The sequence below is a fragment of the Bifidobacterium psychraerophilum genome (genome assembly GCF_000741705.1).
Taxonomy (GTDB): domain Bacteria; phylum Actinomycetota; class Actinomycetes; order Actinomycetales; family Bifidobacteriaceae; genus Bombiscardovia; species Bombiscardovia psychraerophila.
The window spans coordinates 61,627-78,679 of record NZ_JGZI01000002.1; the positions used below are offsets into that span (position 1 = coordinate 61,627).

Consider the following 17,053-nt stretch of genomic DNA (forward strand, 5'->3'; position numbering starts at 1 on the left):
GGATCCCGTCGCAAAGCAACTGTTCAATGATACACCGCGTGCGGGACCGCCCTGCTGCCGGGCTACTGATCCAGACGTGCGCTCGTTGGCGGAGCGCCGGAATTCATCAGCTCGTCCGAGGAGTGCAATCTCCACCTTGACGTGTGAGGTTCTCGTTGTAGTAGGGGTCGTCGGCGATCAGTGAAGCGTATTGCCCGCGCATTTTCTCCGATTCCCTTTCGAGCCTCTCCATCTTCTGCTTCGCAGCCGTATCGTATCCGCGGGTCACCGATTCAAAGTGATACAGCTCTGCCTCGTGGGCCCACACATTGTCTTTTCCAAGCCGATCATGAATCCTGATGCACAGATCCACATCGTTGTAGGCAACGGAATAGCTTTCGTCAAATCCTCCGACGGCCTTGAAGTTCTCGGCCCTGATCATGCAGCACGCGGCCGTGACCGCATAGTAGTTGGCATTCTCCATCAAACGACCGAAATATCCGACATGGCTTCGTGGCGTGCCCACCATGATGTGCCCTGCCACTCCTCCGAGTCCGAGTACGACTCCGGCATGCTGAATCCGCTCATTGGGATAATAGAGCTTCGCTCCAACGACCCCTACCCTGTCCTGTTGGGCATAACCGACCATCGTGGACATCCAAGCAGGGGCGATGACCTTCGTGTCGTCATTCAGGAACAGCAGATAGCGGCCCGAGGCCTGCTGCGCGGCAAGATTATTGATTCTCGAAAAATTGAATGGGATATCGATATTCAGGACTTTGATCGGTACCTTCGATCGCGCGGAAAGCTGATCGTAGAGATCGAACATCGCCGCATTCGTGCTGCCATTGTCGGCGATCACGATCTCGTAATGGGGGTAGCTTGTTTTTTCCAGGATGGAGCTGACGCAACGTTCGATATTGTCGTATCCATCCTTCGTCGGAATGATGACCGAAACCAGATCGTCACCGGGAACTTCATATTCGATATCGTAAATGCCGTTGAGCGGGCTTCGCTGTGCTTTCGCCGCTATACCGCGCCTATCCAGGGCGGCCTGCACCGCACGCTGACCGGCCGCAAAGGCGTAGTCCTTCGAAGACTGATTGCCCGCTGTCGATGTAGGCAGTGTGCGCCAGTGATAGAGCACTCGGGCGATATGCTTGATGTTCTCCGGCTTGGTGGATTCGATGGCTCGCAGCACGAAGTCGTAGTCCTGAGCGCCATCGAACTCGCTTCGGAACCCATTCAGTTCCAGAGCCAACGATCTGCGATACACACCGAGATGACTGATGTAGTTGGTGCTCAGCAGGAGATCCGGTGAATAGTCCGGCTTGAATGCGGGATCGGAACGCTTGCCGCCTTCGTCGATCTTGTCCTCGTCGGTGTAGATCACATCCAGGGATCTGTTCTCGTTCAAAGCCTGCACCACATAGGCGAGTGCATCCGGCGGAATCTCATCGTCATTGTCCATCAGGGCGACGAATTCACCTTTGGCCATATGCAATGCGGAATTCGTGGCCTCGGAGATTCTTCCGTTCTCTTCGCGGAACACCACACGAATCCGTGAGTCCTTGGCCTGCAGACCTTCGAGAGCCGGCCTCACCCGGGGGTCGCTCGAGTGGTCGTCGGCCAGGCAAAGCTCCCAATGCTGATAGGTCTGTTGTCTTACCGATTCGACGGCCCGGGAAAGCCACTTCGGATCCACGTTATAGACCGGCATAATAATGGATATCAGTGGACGATAGGAGAAACCATCGGGAACGGGCGGTGTCTGGGAGGATTCAACATTGGCGATGAACTTCTCATAGGATTCCCTCCGATCCCGCGGAGCGATGAAACGCTCTTTGAGACGGTGCGCGAGCGTGCGCGGGTGGAGTGTCATCTTCATCAGACGTTGCATCCTGTTGAGCATCAGCAGCGCCTTGGAGACCTTGACCTTGGCAATCTTCGCGCCATCGGGACTGCTGGCCATGACGGGCACGATACCGAGTTTCGTTTGGATCGTCAGTACGAAGCCGGGTTGATCCCGCTCATTGAGCAGGAACATCCTGCTGACATCCAACCTCTCGAATCGTTCTATACCGACCGTGGTAACCCTGTCCGCATATTGCTTCGGCACGGTGACCGCCGCAACACGATGACGATACACATCCGCAGCCCAGCCCTTGACAACATAGCGGTCAGGCGTTCCCGGAACCGGGCTCACCGAATCGATGGTCAGGCCGATCACAGGTGTTTTCTCGGGATGCCGCGGAGGATACATCGCCGATCTGAAGGGGTCGGTCATCTGAGACTGCTTGGCAAGGTACCGATTGACAGCATCCCGAGGAATGGCAAGAGGAGAGGGTTTCACATTCCTCATCATCGAGAAGGGCTCCCAGATCGTCGTATGCCCAAGCTGTTGCTGCATGCGAGCGCACAGATCCACCCCTTGCAGACCCTGCGGCAAAGACGCATCAAAGCCCTGCAGTTTACGGAAATCCGACAACTTGATGAGCATACATTGTTCCGTGACCGCGAAGATGTCCCGTGGCAGTGAGGTACGGAAGTAGTAGCTGACATCACCATCCAGCTCACCGGCTCCCTCGAACACCTGGCCGTTCCGCAGGGATTCAAGCGTAACGCCGGCATCAAGAACACGATGATGACCGTCGACGATGCGACCTCCGATTACCCCCACATCCTTGCGCCACGTGAAGTTCACCATCTCGTTGATCCATGAAGGATGGGTAGGCAGAACACCATCGACGAATACGATCGACTGTGCCTTGAGAGCGTCAGCTTCGGCTATGATCCTGTCCTGATCGTTGAAGTTCTCGATGTTCAGCACATGGAATGACGGATACTCAGTGGTGTGTTGCAGCAATGCGACCTGCTCGTCATTCAGGCGAGTGGTGACCACCAGCACCGTCGGGAGTGCCTTCAAATGCACATTCGCCTTGTATGTACCAAGATTATCGAGTTGCACGACCTCGGCATCCACACCTGCACGCTGATAGGTATCGGCGACGGCTTTACGCCCTGCCTCATAGGCGTACATCTTGCTGCGCGGATCGCCTGCGACCGAGGTATCCAGTGTCCTCCAGTGATACAGCACTTCGGGGATGTGTATGATTTTCTTCGCTCGCTGTGTCGCCCGCAGCACAAAGTCATAGTCCTGCGAACCGCTGTATTCAGGACGAAGCAGGCCGATATCATCCACAATCCCCCGGCTCACGCATACGAAGTGAGTGATGTAATTGTGGCTCCACAGCAGTGTTTGGGAAAAGCCCGGTTTGAAGAAGGGGTCGAAAGGCTCGCCAACCTCGCCGATCTTGTCCTCATCCGTATAGATGAAATCGACATCGTGGTGCTTATCGATGGTCTGGGCGATCCTGAACAGCGTCTGCGGCAACAGCTCATCGTCATTATCCATGAAAGCGATGAAATCGCCAGTAGCCAACTCCATGGCTGAATTCGTGGCTTCGGATATCCCGCCATTCTGCTCACGGAATGTGACTTTGATGCGTTTATCCAGCTTCTGATACTCGGTCAGCACCGGGCGGATGTGCTGCGCGCTGGAGCAATCATCAGCAATGCACAACTCCCAGTTGGTATACCACTGGGAGCGAACCGAATCGATGAAGCATCTGAGCCAACGCTCATCCACGTTATATACAGGAGTGATAATGGAGATCAGAGGCTGGCTCTTCATGCCACGCATCGTCGTCGTGGCCTCGGCCTCGGTGATTCTGTGCTCGCGCTGCCACTTCCTGTAGTACATCTCGTTGAGGTGCAGATACATTTTCACCCGTGAGGCGAAGACATCCCATTTCTTGGGAGTGAAGACATATGCGACGGCGTGGGAGAAGCGCTGGGCGTAGGCCTGCACATGCTCCCCCATGAAGCGGGCACGCAGGGAGAACATATCCAATGTGACCTGCCGTTGCGTGCCGGGACTGGAGAAAGTCATCGAAAAGCTCTTGCTTCGCTTCGGCACCTTCAGCACAAAACCGATCTTCTTTTCAGGACTTGCACCGATCAGCGCAGCGATATCGACCCTGCTGAAGCGCCGGATCGATATATCCGCGGCATCCACACTGATCTCAAGCTCCTGCTTGCGCAGGCGGTCAATCGCCCAGCCACGAATCTCCCAACTATCACCACCGTCGGCAACCGATTCCCGCATGGAGTCAATGACAGCCTTATAATTTTGATTTTCGAACAGAGCTTTCACAGTGCCGTCCTTATTCCTTTGAATCTACGGTACTCAACAGAGATGGGTAACGATTTTCACACGCCGTCGATCACAACCGTCGTGGGAGGAACGGTCAGGGGCATTGCTGCCACCGCATAGCCGCGCATGTGGAATTGGTATGCCCCGGGAGCGATGATGAAACGCTTCACACCGTTGTCGAATGCCACGTCAACGTGAAAATCACCAAAAGCCAAGGTGTTCTGCACACGATAGACGATGCGATGCTGTCCCGGCTGTAGGACCTGCGCGGCGGTGCCTCTTTCGGGAAGTGAGAAAGCAAGCCAACCGCGTCCGTCCACAACATCCACTCGCAGGGCAGAGCTCTCCACCGGTTGATCATTGCTGAACACAACCTCGATGTCGAAATCCTCGTACTTATCGAGGTACTTCTGCTCCTCGCCATCGGCCAGGACCTTGATGCTGTCGAGTTTGATCGCCGTTTCACTGGCACCCTCGGGATGCTCGTTGTCGGAACGAACGGTTCCAAGGAATGAGTTGGAGTATGCATCAGCGATTTCATCAGGATCACCGATCTGAGCCACGTGGCCATCCTGGATGAACATCGCGCGGTTGCAGTATCGTCGCACATCACCCATCGAATGGGTCACCAGGATAATCGTCTTCTTCTGTCGTTTGGCCTCGAAGAAGTAATCCTGGCACTTTTTCTGGAAGGCCTCGTCTCCTACGGCGAGCACCTCGTCGAGCACCAGAATGTCACCCTGGGATTTGATTGCCACGGAGAAAGCCAATCTGACCTGCATGCCACTGGAATAGTTCTTCAGTTTCTGCTCCATGAAATCGTGCAGTTCAGCGAAATCAACGATGTCATCGTACATCGCATCGATCTCGTCGTTGGTGAAACCGAGCATCGCACCGTTCAGATATACGTTCTCCCTACCGGTGAGCTCCGGGTTGAATCCCACACCAAGCTCGATGAAGGGGACCAACTTCCCATCGGATTCGACGCTTCCGGAATCCGGGGAATAAATCTGGGAGACGATTTTCAACAAGGTGGATTTGCCCGAGCCGTTCTTGCCGACGATGCCGAAGAAATCACCCTTATGCACATCGAAGGAGATATCCTTCAGGACTTCCTGCACTCGGTATCCACGTATCCCATGTATCCAGTTCAGTATCGAGACCTTGAGACTGTTCGTGCGATCAGTGGGGAGCTTAAAGCTTTTTGAAACATTCCGAACGCTGAGTGCCACATCATCGGCAGCGTTCCTGTTGTTCTGCACAGTATCCGTCATATTCACACCAACTCCGCGAAGTTCTTCGATTTCGAAGAAAAGTACGATACGCCACCGATGAAGATCAGGATGCACAGCAACACCGGAATCATACTGATGAGAGGATTACTGAATGACTCCCATATCGTAGGGTTCTCAGGTGCGATAAGAACATGCCTGGCGTCCTGCACGATTTGCGCAAGTGGGTTCAGCAGGATCAAACGGCTCAGCAAGGGTCCATAGTGAGGTCCAAGGTTGGTCGCCACCAAGGAGACCGGGTAGATGATTGGTGTGGCATAGAAGCCAGCCTGCATCACCACCTCCCAGATAGGCGACAGATCGCGGAACGTCACATACAGAGCGCCCAGGAAGAAGCCGACTCCGAGCGAAATGACGAACAATTCCAGCGTAAGGGGAATGATGAGCAAAGCGCTCCAGGAGATCTGAACCCCGTTGATCAATGCGAAGATGAGTACGACGACGAAGTTGATTGCGAAATTGATCAGGGCGCTCAGGGCCGAGGAAATGACCACGACGAACTTCGAAAAGTTGATTTTCCTCATCAGATCCCCGTGAGAAACCACCGATCCCATTGCACCAGCGGTGGTTTCAGCGAAAAAGTTCCACATCGTGATGCCGAGCAACAGGCCGACCGAGAAGTGGGGAACGTCTGCGCCGAATTTCAAAAAGCGGACGAACACCATGTACATCACGCTGAACAGCAGCAGCGGTTTCAACACGGACCATATGTATCCGAGGAATGATTGCTGGTACCGGAGTTTGAAATCCGTGCTGACCATTGCCTTCAGCAACACGCGATTTTTTTCCGTGAATATCTCAAAAATGCGCAACTACGACTCCTTGCAGTTCACATCCGCCACAGCGGACAAGACCTCCAAGCATATACCCAAGGAATGGGCATAGGCAGGGTCAGTCATTCGGTCGAGAAATAATACGGTTTTCAGCAACCTGCTGCAGATGCTGTCCATACGGGGACTTGCCGTATTTCAGTGCCGCTTCGAAGAGCTGCGCCCGATTGATCCAACCATTCTCGTACGCGATTTCCTCGATCACGGAAATCGGAAGGCCTTGGGCGCGCTGAACGGTGCGCACGAATTCGCCGGCTTCGTAAAGACTGTCCATGGTGCCGGTATCTAACCATGCATAGCCACGACCAAGTGTCGTGACGTTCAGGGAACCGTCTTCGAGATACAGACGGTTGAGATCGGTGATCTCAAGCTCCCCACGTGGCGAAGGCTCAACCTGCTTGGCAAACTCCGTAACCCGTGAGTCATAGAAGTACAGACCTGTGATCGCGTAATTCGATGCGGGATGCTCCGGTTTCTCGTTGATCGAAACGACCTTGTTGTCCTCATCGAATTCGACGACGCCGTAACGCTCGGGATCATCTACGTAATAGCCGAACACGGTGGCCCCGCAGTCCGCGGACCCGGCCTTTCTCAGAACATTCCCCAGGCCGTTGCCATAGAAGATGTTGTCCCCCAGCACCAATGCGCAAGGTTCGCCATCAATGAACTCCTCACCCAGGATGAAGGCCTGGGCGAGCCCATCGGGCGTGGGCTGCTCGACATACGAGAAGTGCACTCCGAACTGCTCACCCGTCCCCAGAAGTTTCTTGAAGTTCGGCAGGTCATGCGGGGTGGAAATAATGAGGATATCCCGTATTCCAGCCATCATCAACACGGAAAGCGGGTAGTAGATCATCGGCTTGTCATATACCGGCAGCAACTGCTTCGAGGTGACAGTAGTCAACGGGTACAGCCTCGTGCCCGAACCACCGGCAAGAATGATGCCTTTCATACACAAGCTCCTTATTATCATTAACACTAACCAATGCGCTCAGTCTAGGTAAATTGAAACGAACTTATCCGAGGGCATCTAAATTGTACCTGTTCCCTCACAAACGCGCTGTCACCGTATAATCTGCTAACTTGGATCAGTGAGGTTGGCGAAGATGAAAAGAGCGTGTATGCAAAGTCGGCATCGAATTTCTTGCGATCGTTTAGCAATCCAGGTATTGGTCATCGCAGCACTTATGTATACAAGCATCGACATGTGGCAAACGCTGACTTGGCCACCTTTTCACAGCTTCGATGAAACCGCAGAAATTGACTATGTGTATCAATTGACGCAAGGCCACTTGCCAACCTTTTGGGGTGGGGTCACCTTCAACCCCCTCAATCTCCAATACCCATACGACGTCCAGTGGAGATATCAACACCCACCACTGTTCTATATACTTGAAATCCCTTTCTTCTTATTAGGCGACACTATAAGCCATCCTTTTATCGGCATATGGATCATGCGTGGTTTCGTGTACATATTAGGTCTGCTGCTTATCGTGAGTTCTTTCTGGGCGGCTCGGTGGTTAGTCGGACATAAGAACTCCGTCGTTTATCTGGTGCCTCTACTGATCGCCTGCAACAGGTGTTTGCCCTCGGTAGTGTTCAACTACACGCTCGCATCCCTTTGGGTCACCCTCTTGATAGGGATGACAGCCAAATTGTTACGTACCTCTTCTGACAAACAATCATGTTCAACAATACTTCTATGGACCGTGACGGTTGGCCTGGCCCCTCTGACACGTCTTTCAACAGTCCCTATTATGGCGCTATGCCTTTCAATCATCACCGTTTCCCTCATATCAAGAAAGTTGCACTCCAAACCTTTGCACAAGGAGTGGCTTACCTTGGTGGCGCTTCCCGCAGTCATATCCATTGCATCGTCTGCTTGGTTTTATCTAAGACTGTATGCATTATCGGGAAGCTTCACAGGATCCCAGCCTGCGTGGTCCGCAGAACACCTCTCCAGAACCACTGACATGACTTTCACTGAGGCTTTGATGAGATCCAACTTCTATAAGAACTCGTTCTCCCAGTATCACAATATGAGTTCGATTAACAGCACACACTTCGGCTGGTTTTTTGTAGTTTCGCTGTCGCTAATTCCTCTTGTTCTGGGCCTTGCCGTGTTTGCGTGGAACCTGTTGGGTAATATGCATAGGGCTGGAAACCATGATGAGGTACGGAACGATTCACTCATACTGGTCATGTGTCTGCTCGCTCTGTTTGGCACAACAGCACAGCAACTATTGTATTCAAAGCAGGGGGGTTCTGATAATGCCGTCTATTTCAGTTTGATCAACATTATTTTCGCTTTCACCATTGCCAGCGGCTTTTGTAGATTCAAACGGATCACCCCCTGGATAGTCTCCGTATGGCTGCTTATCCATCTAGGAGCTTTCCTGTATGAAGCAAAGCTCACGTGGCCGCTTACAGCAGGCGGAACACTCGAGCAAGCGGGAGATCTTGCTCGAATTGGGATATATGCAGCATTGCTCTTAGCCATCCTCAGTACACTATGCGGAGTTTCTCTATTCCTGTCTCATAAGTTCAGACCTTATTCTAAAATCCGAATTCAGTAGCGTCAAAAACAGCACTAAGGACCATCATGCGCCTCTTCATACAAATACCCTGCCTCAACGAGGAGGAGACCCTTCCCCAGGTCCTGGAAAAAATACCTCACTCCATCCCCGGTGTGGATTCAATTGAGCTAATGATTGTTGATGATGGTTGTTCCGACAACACCGTAGAGGTGGCTCGACGACTTGGTGTGAAACATGTCGTCCAGCACACAAAACCTATGGGATTAGCCAGGGCGTTCCGCGACGGCATTGACTATGCGCTGAAACACGGTGCAGACATCGTGGTAAACACCGATGGAGATAACCAATACCCGAGCGATAAAATCGGTGACTTGGTGCAACCGATTCTTCGACATGATGCCGATATTGTCGTCGGGGACAGACAAACCTCTAAGATTAGCGAGTTCTCGGCATTTAAGAAACTCATGCAACGGTTTGGATCCTGGGTGGTAAATAAGGCGGCGGGAACCAATATCCCTGATGCGGCAAGTGGTTTTCGTGCCTATTCCCGCAGGGCATTGATTCAACTCAACATCGTCACTGAATTCAGTTACTGCATGGAGACCATTATCCAGGCAGGAAACAAACGAATAGCTATCACGAGCTACTCGATAACCACCAATCCGAAGACCCGCGAATCCCGCCTGTTCACCAACATATTCGAGCATATGGCGAAATCAGGCGGGGCCATCATTCGCAGCTTCCTGATGTTCAAGGCCCATACGATATTTCTTTGGGGAACACTTATTTTCGGTGTTCTCGGCTTGTTCCCATTCATACGATTCCTCTATTTTCTGTCTGCCGGTCAGAGTTCTGGGCATATTCAGTCCCTACTCGCGGGCATAGCGCTGCTTATCTGTGCAGTGATTTCCTTGGCGCTCCTAATCATCTCCGAGGTCCAACGGATACAACGTAAACTTGTCGAGGATCAGCTCGAAAGAACCAAGGAAATCATGTATTCCAAGCCATTTCGCGCAACGTGGACGCAGGAGGACACAGCCGAGAAATTCGATGCGCTACGTTATACCGCCCAGGTACCTTTTAATGAAGAAAGAACCAACTAGATGACCCATATTCTCGCGTTCGGTACATACAACTCACGCAAGCATCCGCGAGTAGGTATATTAATAGACGGGTTGCGACGAAACGGTTGTGAGGTCACTGAAATCAACAGGCCTCTGAATATCTCTACCGCAGGCAGGGTTGAAGTGCTGAAACACCCTTGGAAGCTGTTCGGATTTGCCCGAACCCTGTTGAGTTTATGGAGACAGCTATCAAAGGACGCCAGGATTTGGGTACGTGAGAATGGACGTCCTGATGCCGTACTCATAGGTTATATGGGGCATTTTGATGTTTTGCTCGCTCACCACATATTTCATAGCACCCCCCTTATACTCGACCATCTCATCTTTGCGGGCGATACCGCAAAGGACAGAGGAGCAGATGGCGTTAAAGTGCGACTGCTTAACAAACTTGACCGTATGGCGATTGATGCGGCGACGCTCGTATTGGTGGATACCGAAGAACACCAGGCAATGTTGCAGCACGACGATCAAAGCCTCGTTGTGCCCGTGGGGGCAACAGATGAATGGTTCCAGGCGCAGCATTCCAATACCGGGGAACAGGAAGGTGTTATTTTCTTTGGGCTCTATACTCCCCTACAAGGCACAACTGTCATCGCGGAGGCGCTGGTTCTGCTCGCCAAAGAAGGAATCCGCCCCAGAATCACTATGATCGGTACAGGCCAGGATTATCCAAAGGTTCGTAGCCGCTTAGAGCAACTCGATAATGTGAAGTTCATTGAATGGGTTGAACCTGAAGAGTTGCCCGGTATGGTTGCGTCACACGCTATCTCATTGGGAATTTTCTCTACAACCCCGAAGGGACTACGCGTTGTGCCTAACAAGGTCTACCAATCAATGGCCGCCGGCTGTGCCGTCGTTACAAGTGACACTCCTCCGCAGCGCCGTGCTGTCAGTGATGGTGTCACATTGGTCCCCCCTGGCGATGCACGGTCCTTGGCAGACACTTTGAAAAATCTGATAACTGACAGGTCAGCGTTGTTGGAAGCGGAACAAAAATCTTCAGGATCCGCTGTACGTTTCACCGCATCCGAGGTATCCCGACCTCTTGCATCATGGTTGCAGCAACTATAATACAGCGGCAGATGCTAGGCTTCCTGTAGGCTCCGGGTCCTTTGGGGGCTCCTCGCAAAAGACAGGACCATAAGCGACAGCAGGGGGAATAGGTAACGCTCTTGGAAACCGCTGATTAAATAGCCTTGAAGTGTGTACAGATTATTCCATGTCAGACACAGGAACAGCATCATTGCACTGATCGTGATGAATCCAGACATAACAGCAATCGCAGTGTACCGAGGCTCCGGCATCAATGATCTAAAACCTCTGGTGTTTGTTGAGGATCTGTAGAATGCCAACATCGCAAGCCAGATAAGCGATACCGCAATGACCTGAGCCATGACCGGCTGAGGAAGATGAGCGAAGACCCTGAATGCATTATTGAGAATAACCGCAATCACACGTAAGGGGTGTGTTGCTGTGAATCGGAGATTGTCACCTATATTGGCAATAGCCAAGGTGCCGCTGTAATTCGTATACCAAGGCACAAAAATCAGCAGAGCCATCATCACCCATATCGCAGAAAGCCAAGCCTTACGATGTTTTGTCAACGTACACCTCGGCAGTGCGAGGACAACGAGGAGTATTGGGGAATATACCGTTTTCGCGCATACCAACAACATGCCCACTACCGCGAATCCTGCCAATTGCGCATTACTGAGGCGATGACCTTCCCATGTGCATCTCACCAGCATTGCCGCGAACAGTGCACTCAAAGCCATGACGGTCCCATCGATCATCAAGCTTGATGCCATGAACACCGTGAGAGGCAGGGCTCCGATAAACGCGAGTAACATCCTGCCTCTTGGAGCAAGCACGATCGCAAAACCCCATATTAGGGCAAATGCCAAGAAATTACTGACCCTGGAGAGCTGCCATCCGTCATAAGCAGGCAGATGTATCCATAGCGCCACACGCATTCCTGTGGCTTGAGGCAAATACAACAGAGGAAAATACTGATTGGATCTGTTCGGATGTTTTGAATTTGGTATCGTTACAATCGAGGCAGCTCTTTCAGCGCCTTTCTCCTGACCCTGCCGACCGAAATCACCAACTCTGGATGACTCGACTGCCGCAGTCGCGAGAATACCCCGTCTCCCATCAATATGCAGATACCGTGAATCACCTGTGACCTGTTGAACCTTGACGAGATTCCCGAACCGATCCTTTTCCTGGGTGGTCTTATTCATGGATTGTCCGGTAGCCAGCGCGTAAGTGGCTAGGGCATGGATATCAGGATCCGGCATTGTCAGTGGGCCAACACGGGCGATAAACCAGACGGTTTGAAGCGAGCAAAGCACCAGAAAATACACCAGAGGGAACTTTGCTTTTTTAAGTAAACTCCGTCGTCCGTCACCGGATCCGTGTGGCGAACGACCTTCTAAGACTGTCATCGAAACAGGACCTTAATCACTGACGCGAATTGTTCAGCTCCCTGTGCACATATGTCGCTAGCGACTCCTCCCAATCCGCGGGAGTATAACCACTTGCAGTGATCTTCTGCAGGTCCAGGGCACTGTGAACCGGACGTGGCGCGACGGGACCGGAGGCATTGCTCATATAGTCCTCGGTGCTCACCGGCTTGACCCGGTCCTTATCCGCACCGGTAAGGGAGAACACATCCTGCGCAATCTCATGCCATGATGCGATTCGGCCTGATCCGGTGAGATTGTAGCTTCCATAGGCTGCTTGGCTATCCAGCAGGTGGAATATCGCCTCCGCCATATCTCTGGTGAAGGTGAGACGTCCATACTGATCATCGACCACGGTTATCGAACCGTCATTCTCGGTGACCTTTTTAGCCAGCATCATCATCGTCTTGACGAAGTTATGGCCTTCGCCGATCACCCAACTGGAACGCACGATATAGTGCCGCGGCACATTGGCCACCGCGATGTCGCCCGCGGTCTTGGACTGCCCGTACACGCTCTCTGGCGCAAAGGACTCCGTTTCAGTGTGCTCCTCACGCGTGCCGTCGAAGACATAGTCACTCGAAATATGCACCAAGGTTATCTTGTGCTCCTGAGCCACCTTGGCCAGCAAGGCCGGACCTTGCGCATTGGCCTTCCAGGCCACCGCACGACCCTCCGGTGTCTCCGCCTTATCCACCGCAGTATAGGCTCCGGCATTGATGATCGTGCCGTACAAGGCCCAGTCGAAACGGTCGTAGGCCTTCGGATCAGAGAAATCGAAGGTGTCGATATCCGTGTATTCGAATCCCTCGAGATGATGTTCCTGTGCGTAGGCGCGAATCGCATGGCCCAGTTGACCGTTCGATCCCGTCACCAAGGTGCGTCGCGGCCCCATCGGCTTGGCATCCTTGAGCATCGGATGATGCAGGTCGGCTTCGCTGCGCTCGGCCTCTTCCATCGGAATCGGCCACTGGATATTGAGTTCGGGATCGGAAAGATTCACGAAGGTGTAGGTCTTCTTCTGTTCAAGGCTCCAATGCGCGTTGACCAGATAGGTGTATGCGGTTCCATCGACCAGTGTCTGGAAGCTGTTCCCCACACCTCGGGGGACGAATATCGCGCGGGAGGGGTCAAGCCTCGTGGTGAATACCTCACCGAATGTTTCGCCGGGCCGCAGGTCGACCCAGGCCCCGAAGATCTCCCCGGTGGCGATTGAGATGTACTTATCCCAAGGCTCCGCATGAATGCCGCGTGTGACGCCACGCTTGGTGTTGAAACTGATGTTGTTCTGAACGGGACCGAAGTCGGGAAGACCGAGAGCCGTCAGTTTCTCGCGCTGCCAGTTCTCCTTGAACCAACCGCGGTTATCACCATGCACAGGAAGCTCGAACACCAGCAAGCCCGGGATGTTCGTTTCCGTGACCTTCAACTCTTTTTCGAATTCCATGAATTCCCTTTCACCAACATGCACATCATCGTTCTTATTGCTTATCAGACAAGCGACCGCTCTGAAGCCCACGGGAAGTGCCGGAACGGACACGGCACGGTGCGGCTATATCCGCCGCACCCACCGCTCATTGCCCCTGGGACTTGTATCTTGCCTCTGTGGCGGCTTTGGTCTGCTCCCACCATTCCTGGTGCTGGGTGTACCATGCGATCGTCTTATCGAGACCTGATTGGAAATTGGTATGTTCCGGCTGCCAGCCGAGTTCACGACGCAACTTGGTGGAGTCTATGGCGTAACGCCTGTCATGCCCGGGACGATCCTTCACATGATCGAATGCATCCTCGTCCTGGCCCATATGCGTAAGAATCAATTTGAGTACATCGATGTTGTTCTTCTCACCATCGGCACCGATCAGATAGGTCTCGCCGATGCGGCCCTTGGTCAGAATCGTCCAAACCGCCGAAGAGTGATCATCCGTGTGGATCCAGTCGCGGACGTTCAGACCATCCCCATACAGCTTGGGACGGATCCCGGAAAGGATATTGGTGATCTGACGTGGGATGAACTTCTCCACATGCTGGTAAGGGCCATAGTTATTGCTGCAGTTCGACAGCGTGGTCTGCAGGCCATAGGTTCGCGTCCAAGCCCGCACCAGCAAATCGGAGGCCGCCTTGGTCGATGAGTAGGGGCTCGATGGGTGATAGGGCGTGTCCTCGGTGAACCGGGCCGGATCATCCAGAGCCAGGTCGCCATAGACCTCATCGGTGCTGATGTGATGGTATCGGATCCCGTATTTCCGTACCGCCCCCAATAGACGGAACGTGCCCTCGACGTTGGTGCGGAGGAATGGTTCGGGGTCAGCGATCGAATTGTCGTTATGCGATTCAGCGGCATAATGGACTATCGCATCGTGTCCGGGGACCAGCTCATCCAACAGTTCGGCATCACATATATTGCCGTGCACGAATGTCAGCCGGTCTTCGGGAATGCCCTTGAGGTTGTCAAGGTTGCCGGCATAGGTGAGCGCATCCAGAACTGTCACATGCGTTTCAGGGTGATTGTCCACCACATAATGCACGAAATTCGATCCGATGAAACCGGCGCCGCCAGTCACGATTATGTTCTTCGGTGAGAATGCTTCAGTCATAAACCCTATCCTAGCGTTCGAAGAGGAGAATCGTCCCTGCCTACCTGAAGCTTCTTTACTCCTCCATATGGCTGGTCTGTGACTTCCTGATATTGGCTGCAAACGCCCCGAGTGTAAGCAACAAGGCTGTGCACACTAGGGGAGCCGTAGAACCTGTTGTGTAGAAGAATTTTATGTGATCGTTCTCTATAAACTGAGTGAACCAAGCTACCGAGAATCCGTAGACAAAAGCATAGACAAGCAAAAGAATACCGAGCAGAATCACCATTCCCTCACCGCTTCTTCGCTTATTCATTCTAAGCGCTGCAAGCGCCACCGATGCTAGCATCACCAAGACCAGCCCGACATTCAGACAGGCGTAGATTTTCGTCAACGCGACACTTACACTTCTCGCCCTTTCCACAGTGAAGAATCTAAAATATGAGGGATTCGGATCGTGCACATTAATCCCGGCTTTTTGAAGCCCTTCGACGTTTTTCGGATCAGCATCGGTCTGGTTCTCCCCTGTTGTCGGATTGTATACAGACACGACATTAAAGTTCCAGCGAAAAGCCTTGATTGACGGCCCGAACAATTCTCCGATTTGTTCGGGAGAACGTGGCAGCATGTTGGGCGACAGGAAAAATTTATCAGTCTTTTTGAGTTTTCCTTCTTTGAAGGCTTTATCAATTTCACCATTGGCACGTCCGAAGAAGTGTTGGATATCGCTTTCATTAGTCCAACCTATAGAATTCTGCACTGCCAGCCGTATCTGCCAAGTCAGAAAGTCTGCCCGTAACGGTTTCTGATCTATATCAGGCGCCGAAAACCCCGAATGATACAGATGATCAATCAGATCAGGCTCGCTCTTCAATGTAGGTGAAGCATCAACTACTTGACGTATAGACGATGGCGGAGCCCAGATCGTTGTTGTCTGCGCATCGCTGTCAACCTGATACACGCGGCTGACAAACCCCGCCAGTTCTCCCTCTGTTCGTGTGTTCAACATAGCTACGCCGAAACGTTTATCGTTATGTTCCACACTTGCAGACACTCCACCCAGGAATACCAATACCGGCATCAAAGAAAGAATCGACACAACGATCTTTTCTCCCAAACCAGTTCCGTTGCGGAGTGCAAGCCCTATTTTGAGCAGGACGCCGAAGACAAACATAGGCAGCAACCAAATTGAATCCTCTTTAAGGAGGTATAACAAAGACATCGAGATCCCAGTAAGCACACCAATCCCAACGAATGCCAGATAATTCCAAGGGCGAAGCCTACTTTGGTCCTTCGTTCTTCTACAAGTAGAGCTAGCCGACTCATCGGTGTCGATTCGAGTACTTCGCATAGGCACTACGGATTGGAGGTACAGTATCAGCAACCCAAGAACAATAAAGGTCAGTGGAGCAATAAGCGAATTTCTGTATAACCGTGTCCCTAACCAATTCTCAAAAGCTAGAGGATTCCACAGGACGTAGAGGTATGTCAGTACCATCACAAAGAGGTTGTGGAACAATCTCCAGAGGGCGACACTCATAGCAACAGCAGCAAGTAACCAAATCAAGAAATATGCTGAATCCGCGGACATACCCATTTTCGAAACAAATCGAAGCCAATAGCCGTATCCTGGATTCTTGGCTAACGTCATGCTGTTGTCGCTTGAACCGTAGCCCTTCAGCGCCTGGCTCATCAACAGATAATCATCAGCACCTTGATTCCATGCAAACCACATATGTAAGGTAAACGACATCACTGCACGCATAACGGTGAGCGCGAAAATCAGACCAACAACCATCACCGTACACACGACGCGCACAGCGTTACCGGTATTTCTGTTTCCACGCAGCAGGTGGTCTTCTCTTATCCTGTTTTCCAAGCCAACCGAGCTCTCCATCACGTTTCCTTCTTCTATTTCAACCTTCCCAATGCACATCTCTCTCATCGAGAGAGTACGCCTGACTTACAGTTAACAGTCTGTTATCTTTCATAGTTTTACCATCCAATTACCAGAAATTGGCCCTCCTCATCGTTGCT

General features: G+C 52.3%; 11 protein-coding genes. 3 read left to right on the plus strand and 8 right to left on the minus strand.

All coding sequences use genetic code 11. The features are described 5' to 3' along the window. Positions 1-106: 106 nt before the first annotated feature. From BPSY_RS11265 to rfbA, 4 genes are all read right to left on the minus strand, one after another. Positions 107-4,147, minus strand: a complete 4,041-nt coding sequence (locus BPSY_RS11265; protein ID WP_081884053.1) for a glycosyltransferase family 2 protein — start codon at positions 4,145-4,147, stop codon at positions 107-109. A 104-nt stretch (positions 4,148-4,251) separates the two neighbouring features. Then, a complete protein-coding gene (locus tag BPSY_RS00700; RefSeq protein ID WP_051921344.1) occupies positions 4,252-5,469 on the minus strand; it encodes an ABC transporter ATP-binding protein in 1,218 nt (405 codons plus the stop codon). A gap of 2 nt (positions 5,470-5,471) precedes the next feature. Continuing rightward, positions 5,472-6,299, minus strand: a complete 828-nt coding sequence (locus BPSY_RS00705; protein WP_033496028.1) for an ABC transporter permease — start codon at positions 6,297-6,299, stop codon at positions 5,472-5,474. Positions 6,300-6,378: 79 nt separating this feature from the next. Continuing rightward, complete coding sequence (rfbA, locus tag BPSY_RS00710) at positions 6,379-7,269, minus strand: glucose-1-phosphate thymidylyltransferase RfbA (protein ID WP_033496026.1); 891 nt, start codon at positions 7,267-7,269, stop codon at positions 6,379-6,381. Between the two features lie 169 nt (positions 7,270-7,438). Between rfbA and BPSY_RS00715 the strand changes: the two genes are divergently transcribed. From BPSY_RS00715 to BPSY_RS00725, 3 genes are read left to right on the plus strand one after another with little or no spacing between them, the layout of a single operon-like run. Next, positions 7,439-8,893, plus strand: coding sequence for a hypothetical protein (locus BPSY_RS00715; protein ID WP_034886534.1), 1,455 nt, complete (start codon positions 7,439-7,441; stop codon positions 8,891-8,893). A gap of 26 nt (positions 8,894-8,919) precedes the next feature. After that, complete coding sequence (locus BPSY_RS00720) at positions 8,920-9,957, plus strand: glycosyltransferase family 2 protein (RefSeq protein ID WP_081884034.1); 1,038 nt, start codon at positions 8,920-8,922, stop codon at positions 9,955-9,957. Next, positions 9,958-11,049, plus strand: coding sequence for a glycosyltransferase (locus BPSY_RS00725; protein WP_033496023.1), 1,092 nt, complete (start codon positions 9,958-9,960; stop codon positions 11,047-11,049). It begins immediately after the preceding gene. A gap of 14 nt (positions 11,050-11,063) precedes the next feature. On the opposite strand, the gene BPSY_RS00730 is transcribed toward BPSY_RS00725, so the two are convergent. From BPSY_RS00730 to BPSY_RS00745, 4 genes are all read right to left on the minus strand, one after another. Next, on the minus strand, positions 11,064-12,425 hold the full coding sequence (locus BPSY_RS00730; protein ID WP_081884036.1) for a DUF2142 domain-containing protein: 1,362 nt from the start codon (positions 12,423-12,425) through the stop codon (positions 11,064-11,066). A 16-nt stretch (positions 12,426-12,441) separates the two neighbouring features. Beyond that, positions 12,442-13,890: a sugar nucleotide-binding protein gene (locus BPSY_RS00735; protein WP_033496165.1), complete on the minus strand. Its 1,449-nt coding sequence runs from the start codon at positions 13,888-13,890 to the stop codon at positions 12,442-12,444. Positions 13,891-14,017: 127 nt separating this feature from the next. Next, entirely contained in the window at positions 14,018-15,037 is a 1,020-nt protein-coding gene (gene rfbB / locus BPSY_RS00740) for a dTDP-glucose 4,6-dehydratase (protein ID WP_033496019.1), read from the minus strand. Positions 15,038-15,092: 55 nt separating this feature from the next. Then, on the minus strand, positions 15,093-16,913 hold the full coding sequence (locus BPSY_RS00745; RefSeq protein WP_152596809.1) for a hypothetical protein: 1,821 nt from the start codon (positions 16,911-16,913) through the stop codon (positions 15,093-15,095). Between the last annotated feature and the right edge of the window lie 140 nt (positions 16,914-17,053).

Coding starts and splice junctions, on each gene's coding strand:
- BPSY_RS11265 (WP_081884053.1), bottom strand. CDS start 4,147: ATGCGGGAATCGGTTGCCGACGGTGGTGATAGTTGGGAGATTCGTGGC.
- BPSY_RS00700 (WP_051921344.1), bottom strand. CDS start 5,469: ATGACGGATACTGTGCAGAACAACAGGAACGCTGCCGATGATGTGGCA.
- BPSY_RS00730 (WP_081884036.1), bottom strand. CDS start 12,425: ATGACAGTCTTAGAAGGTCGTTCGCCACACGGATCCGGTGACGGACGA.
- BPSY_RS00735 (WP_033496165.1), bottom strand. CDS start 13,890: ATGGAATTCGAAAAAGAGTTGAAGGTCACGGAAACGAACATCCCGGGC.
- BPSY_RS00715 (WP_034886534.1), top strand. CDS start 7,439: ATGCAAAGTCGGCATCGAATTTCTTGCGATCGTTTAGCAATCCAGGTA.
- BPSY_RS00725 (WP_033496023.1), top strand. CDS start 9,958: ATGACCCATATTCTCGCGTTCGGTACATACAACTCACGCAAGCATCCG.
- BPSY_RS00720 (WP_081884034.1), top strand. CDS start 8,920: ATGCGCCTCTTCATACAAATACCCTGCCTCAACGAGGAGGAGACCCTT.
- BPSY_RS00745 (WP_152596809.1), bottom strand. CDS start 16,913: ATGGAGAGCTCGGTTGGCTTGGAAAACAGGATAAGAGAAGACCACCTG.
- rfbB (WP_033496019.1), bottom strand. CDS start 15,037: ATGACTGAAGCATTCTCACCGAAGAACATAATCGTGACTGGCGGCGCC.
- rfbA (WP_033496026.1), bottom strand. CDS start 7,269: ATGAAAGGCATCATTCTTGCCGGTGGTTCGGGCACGAGGCTGTACCCG.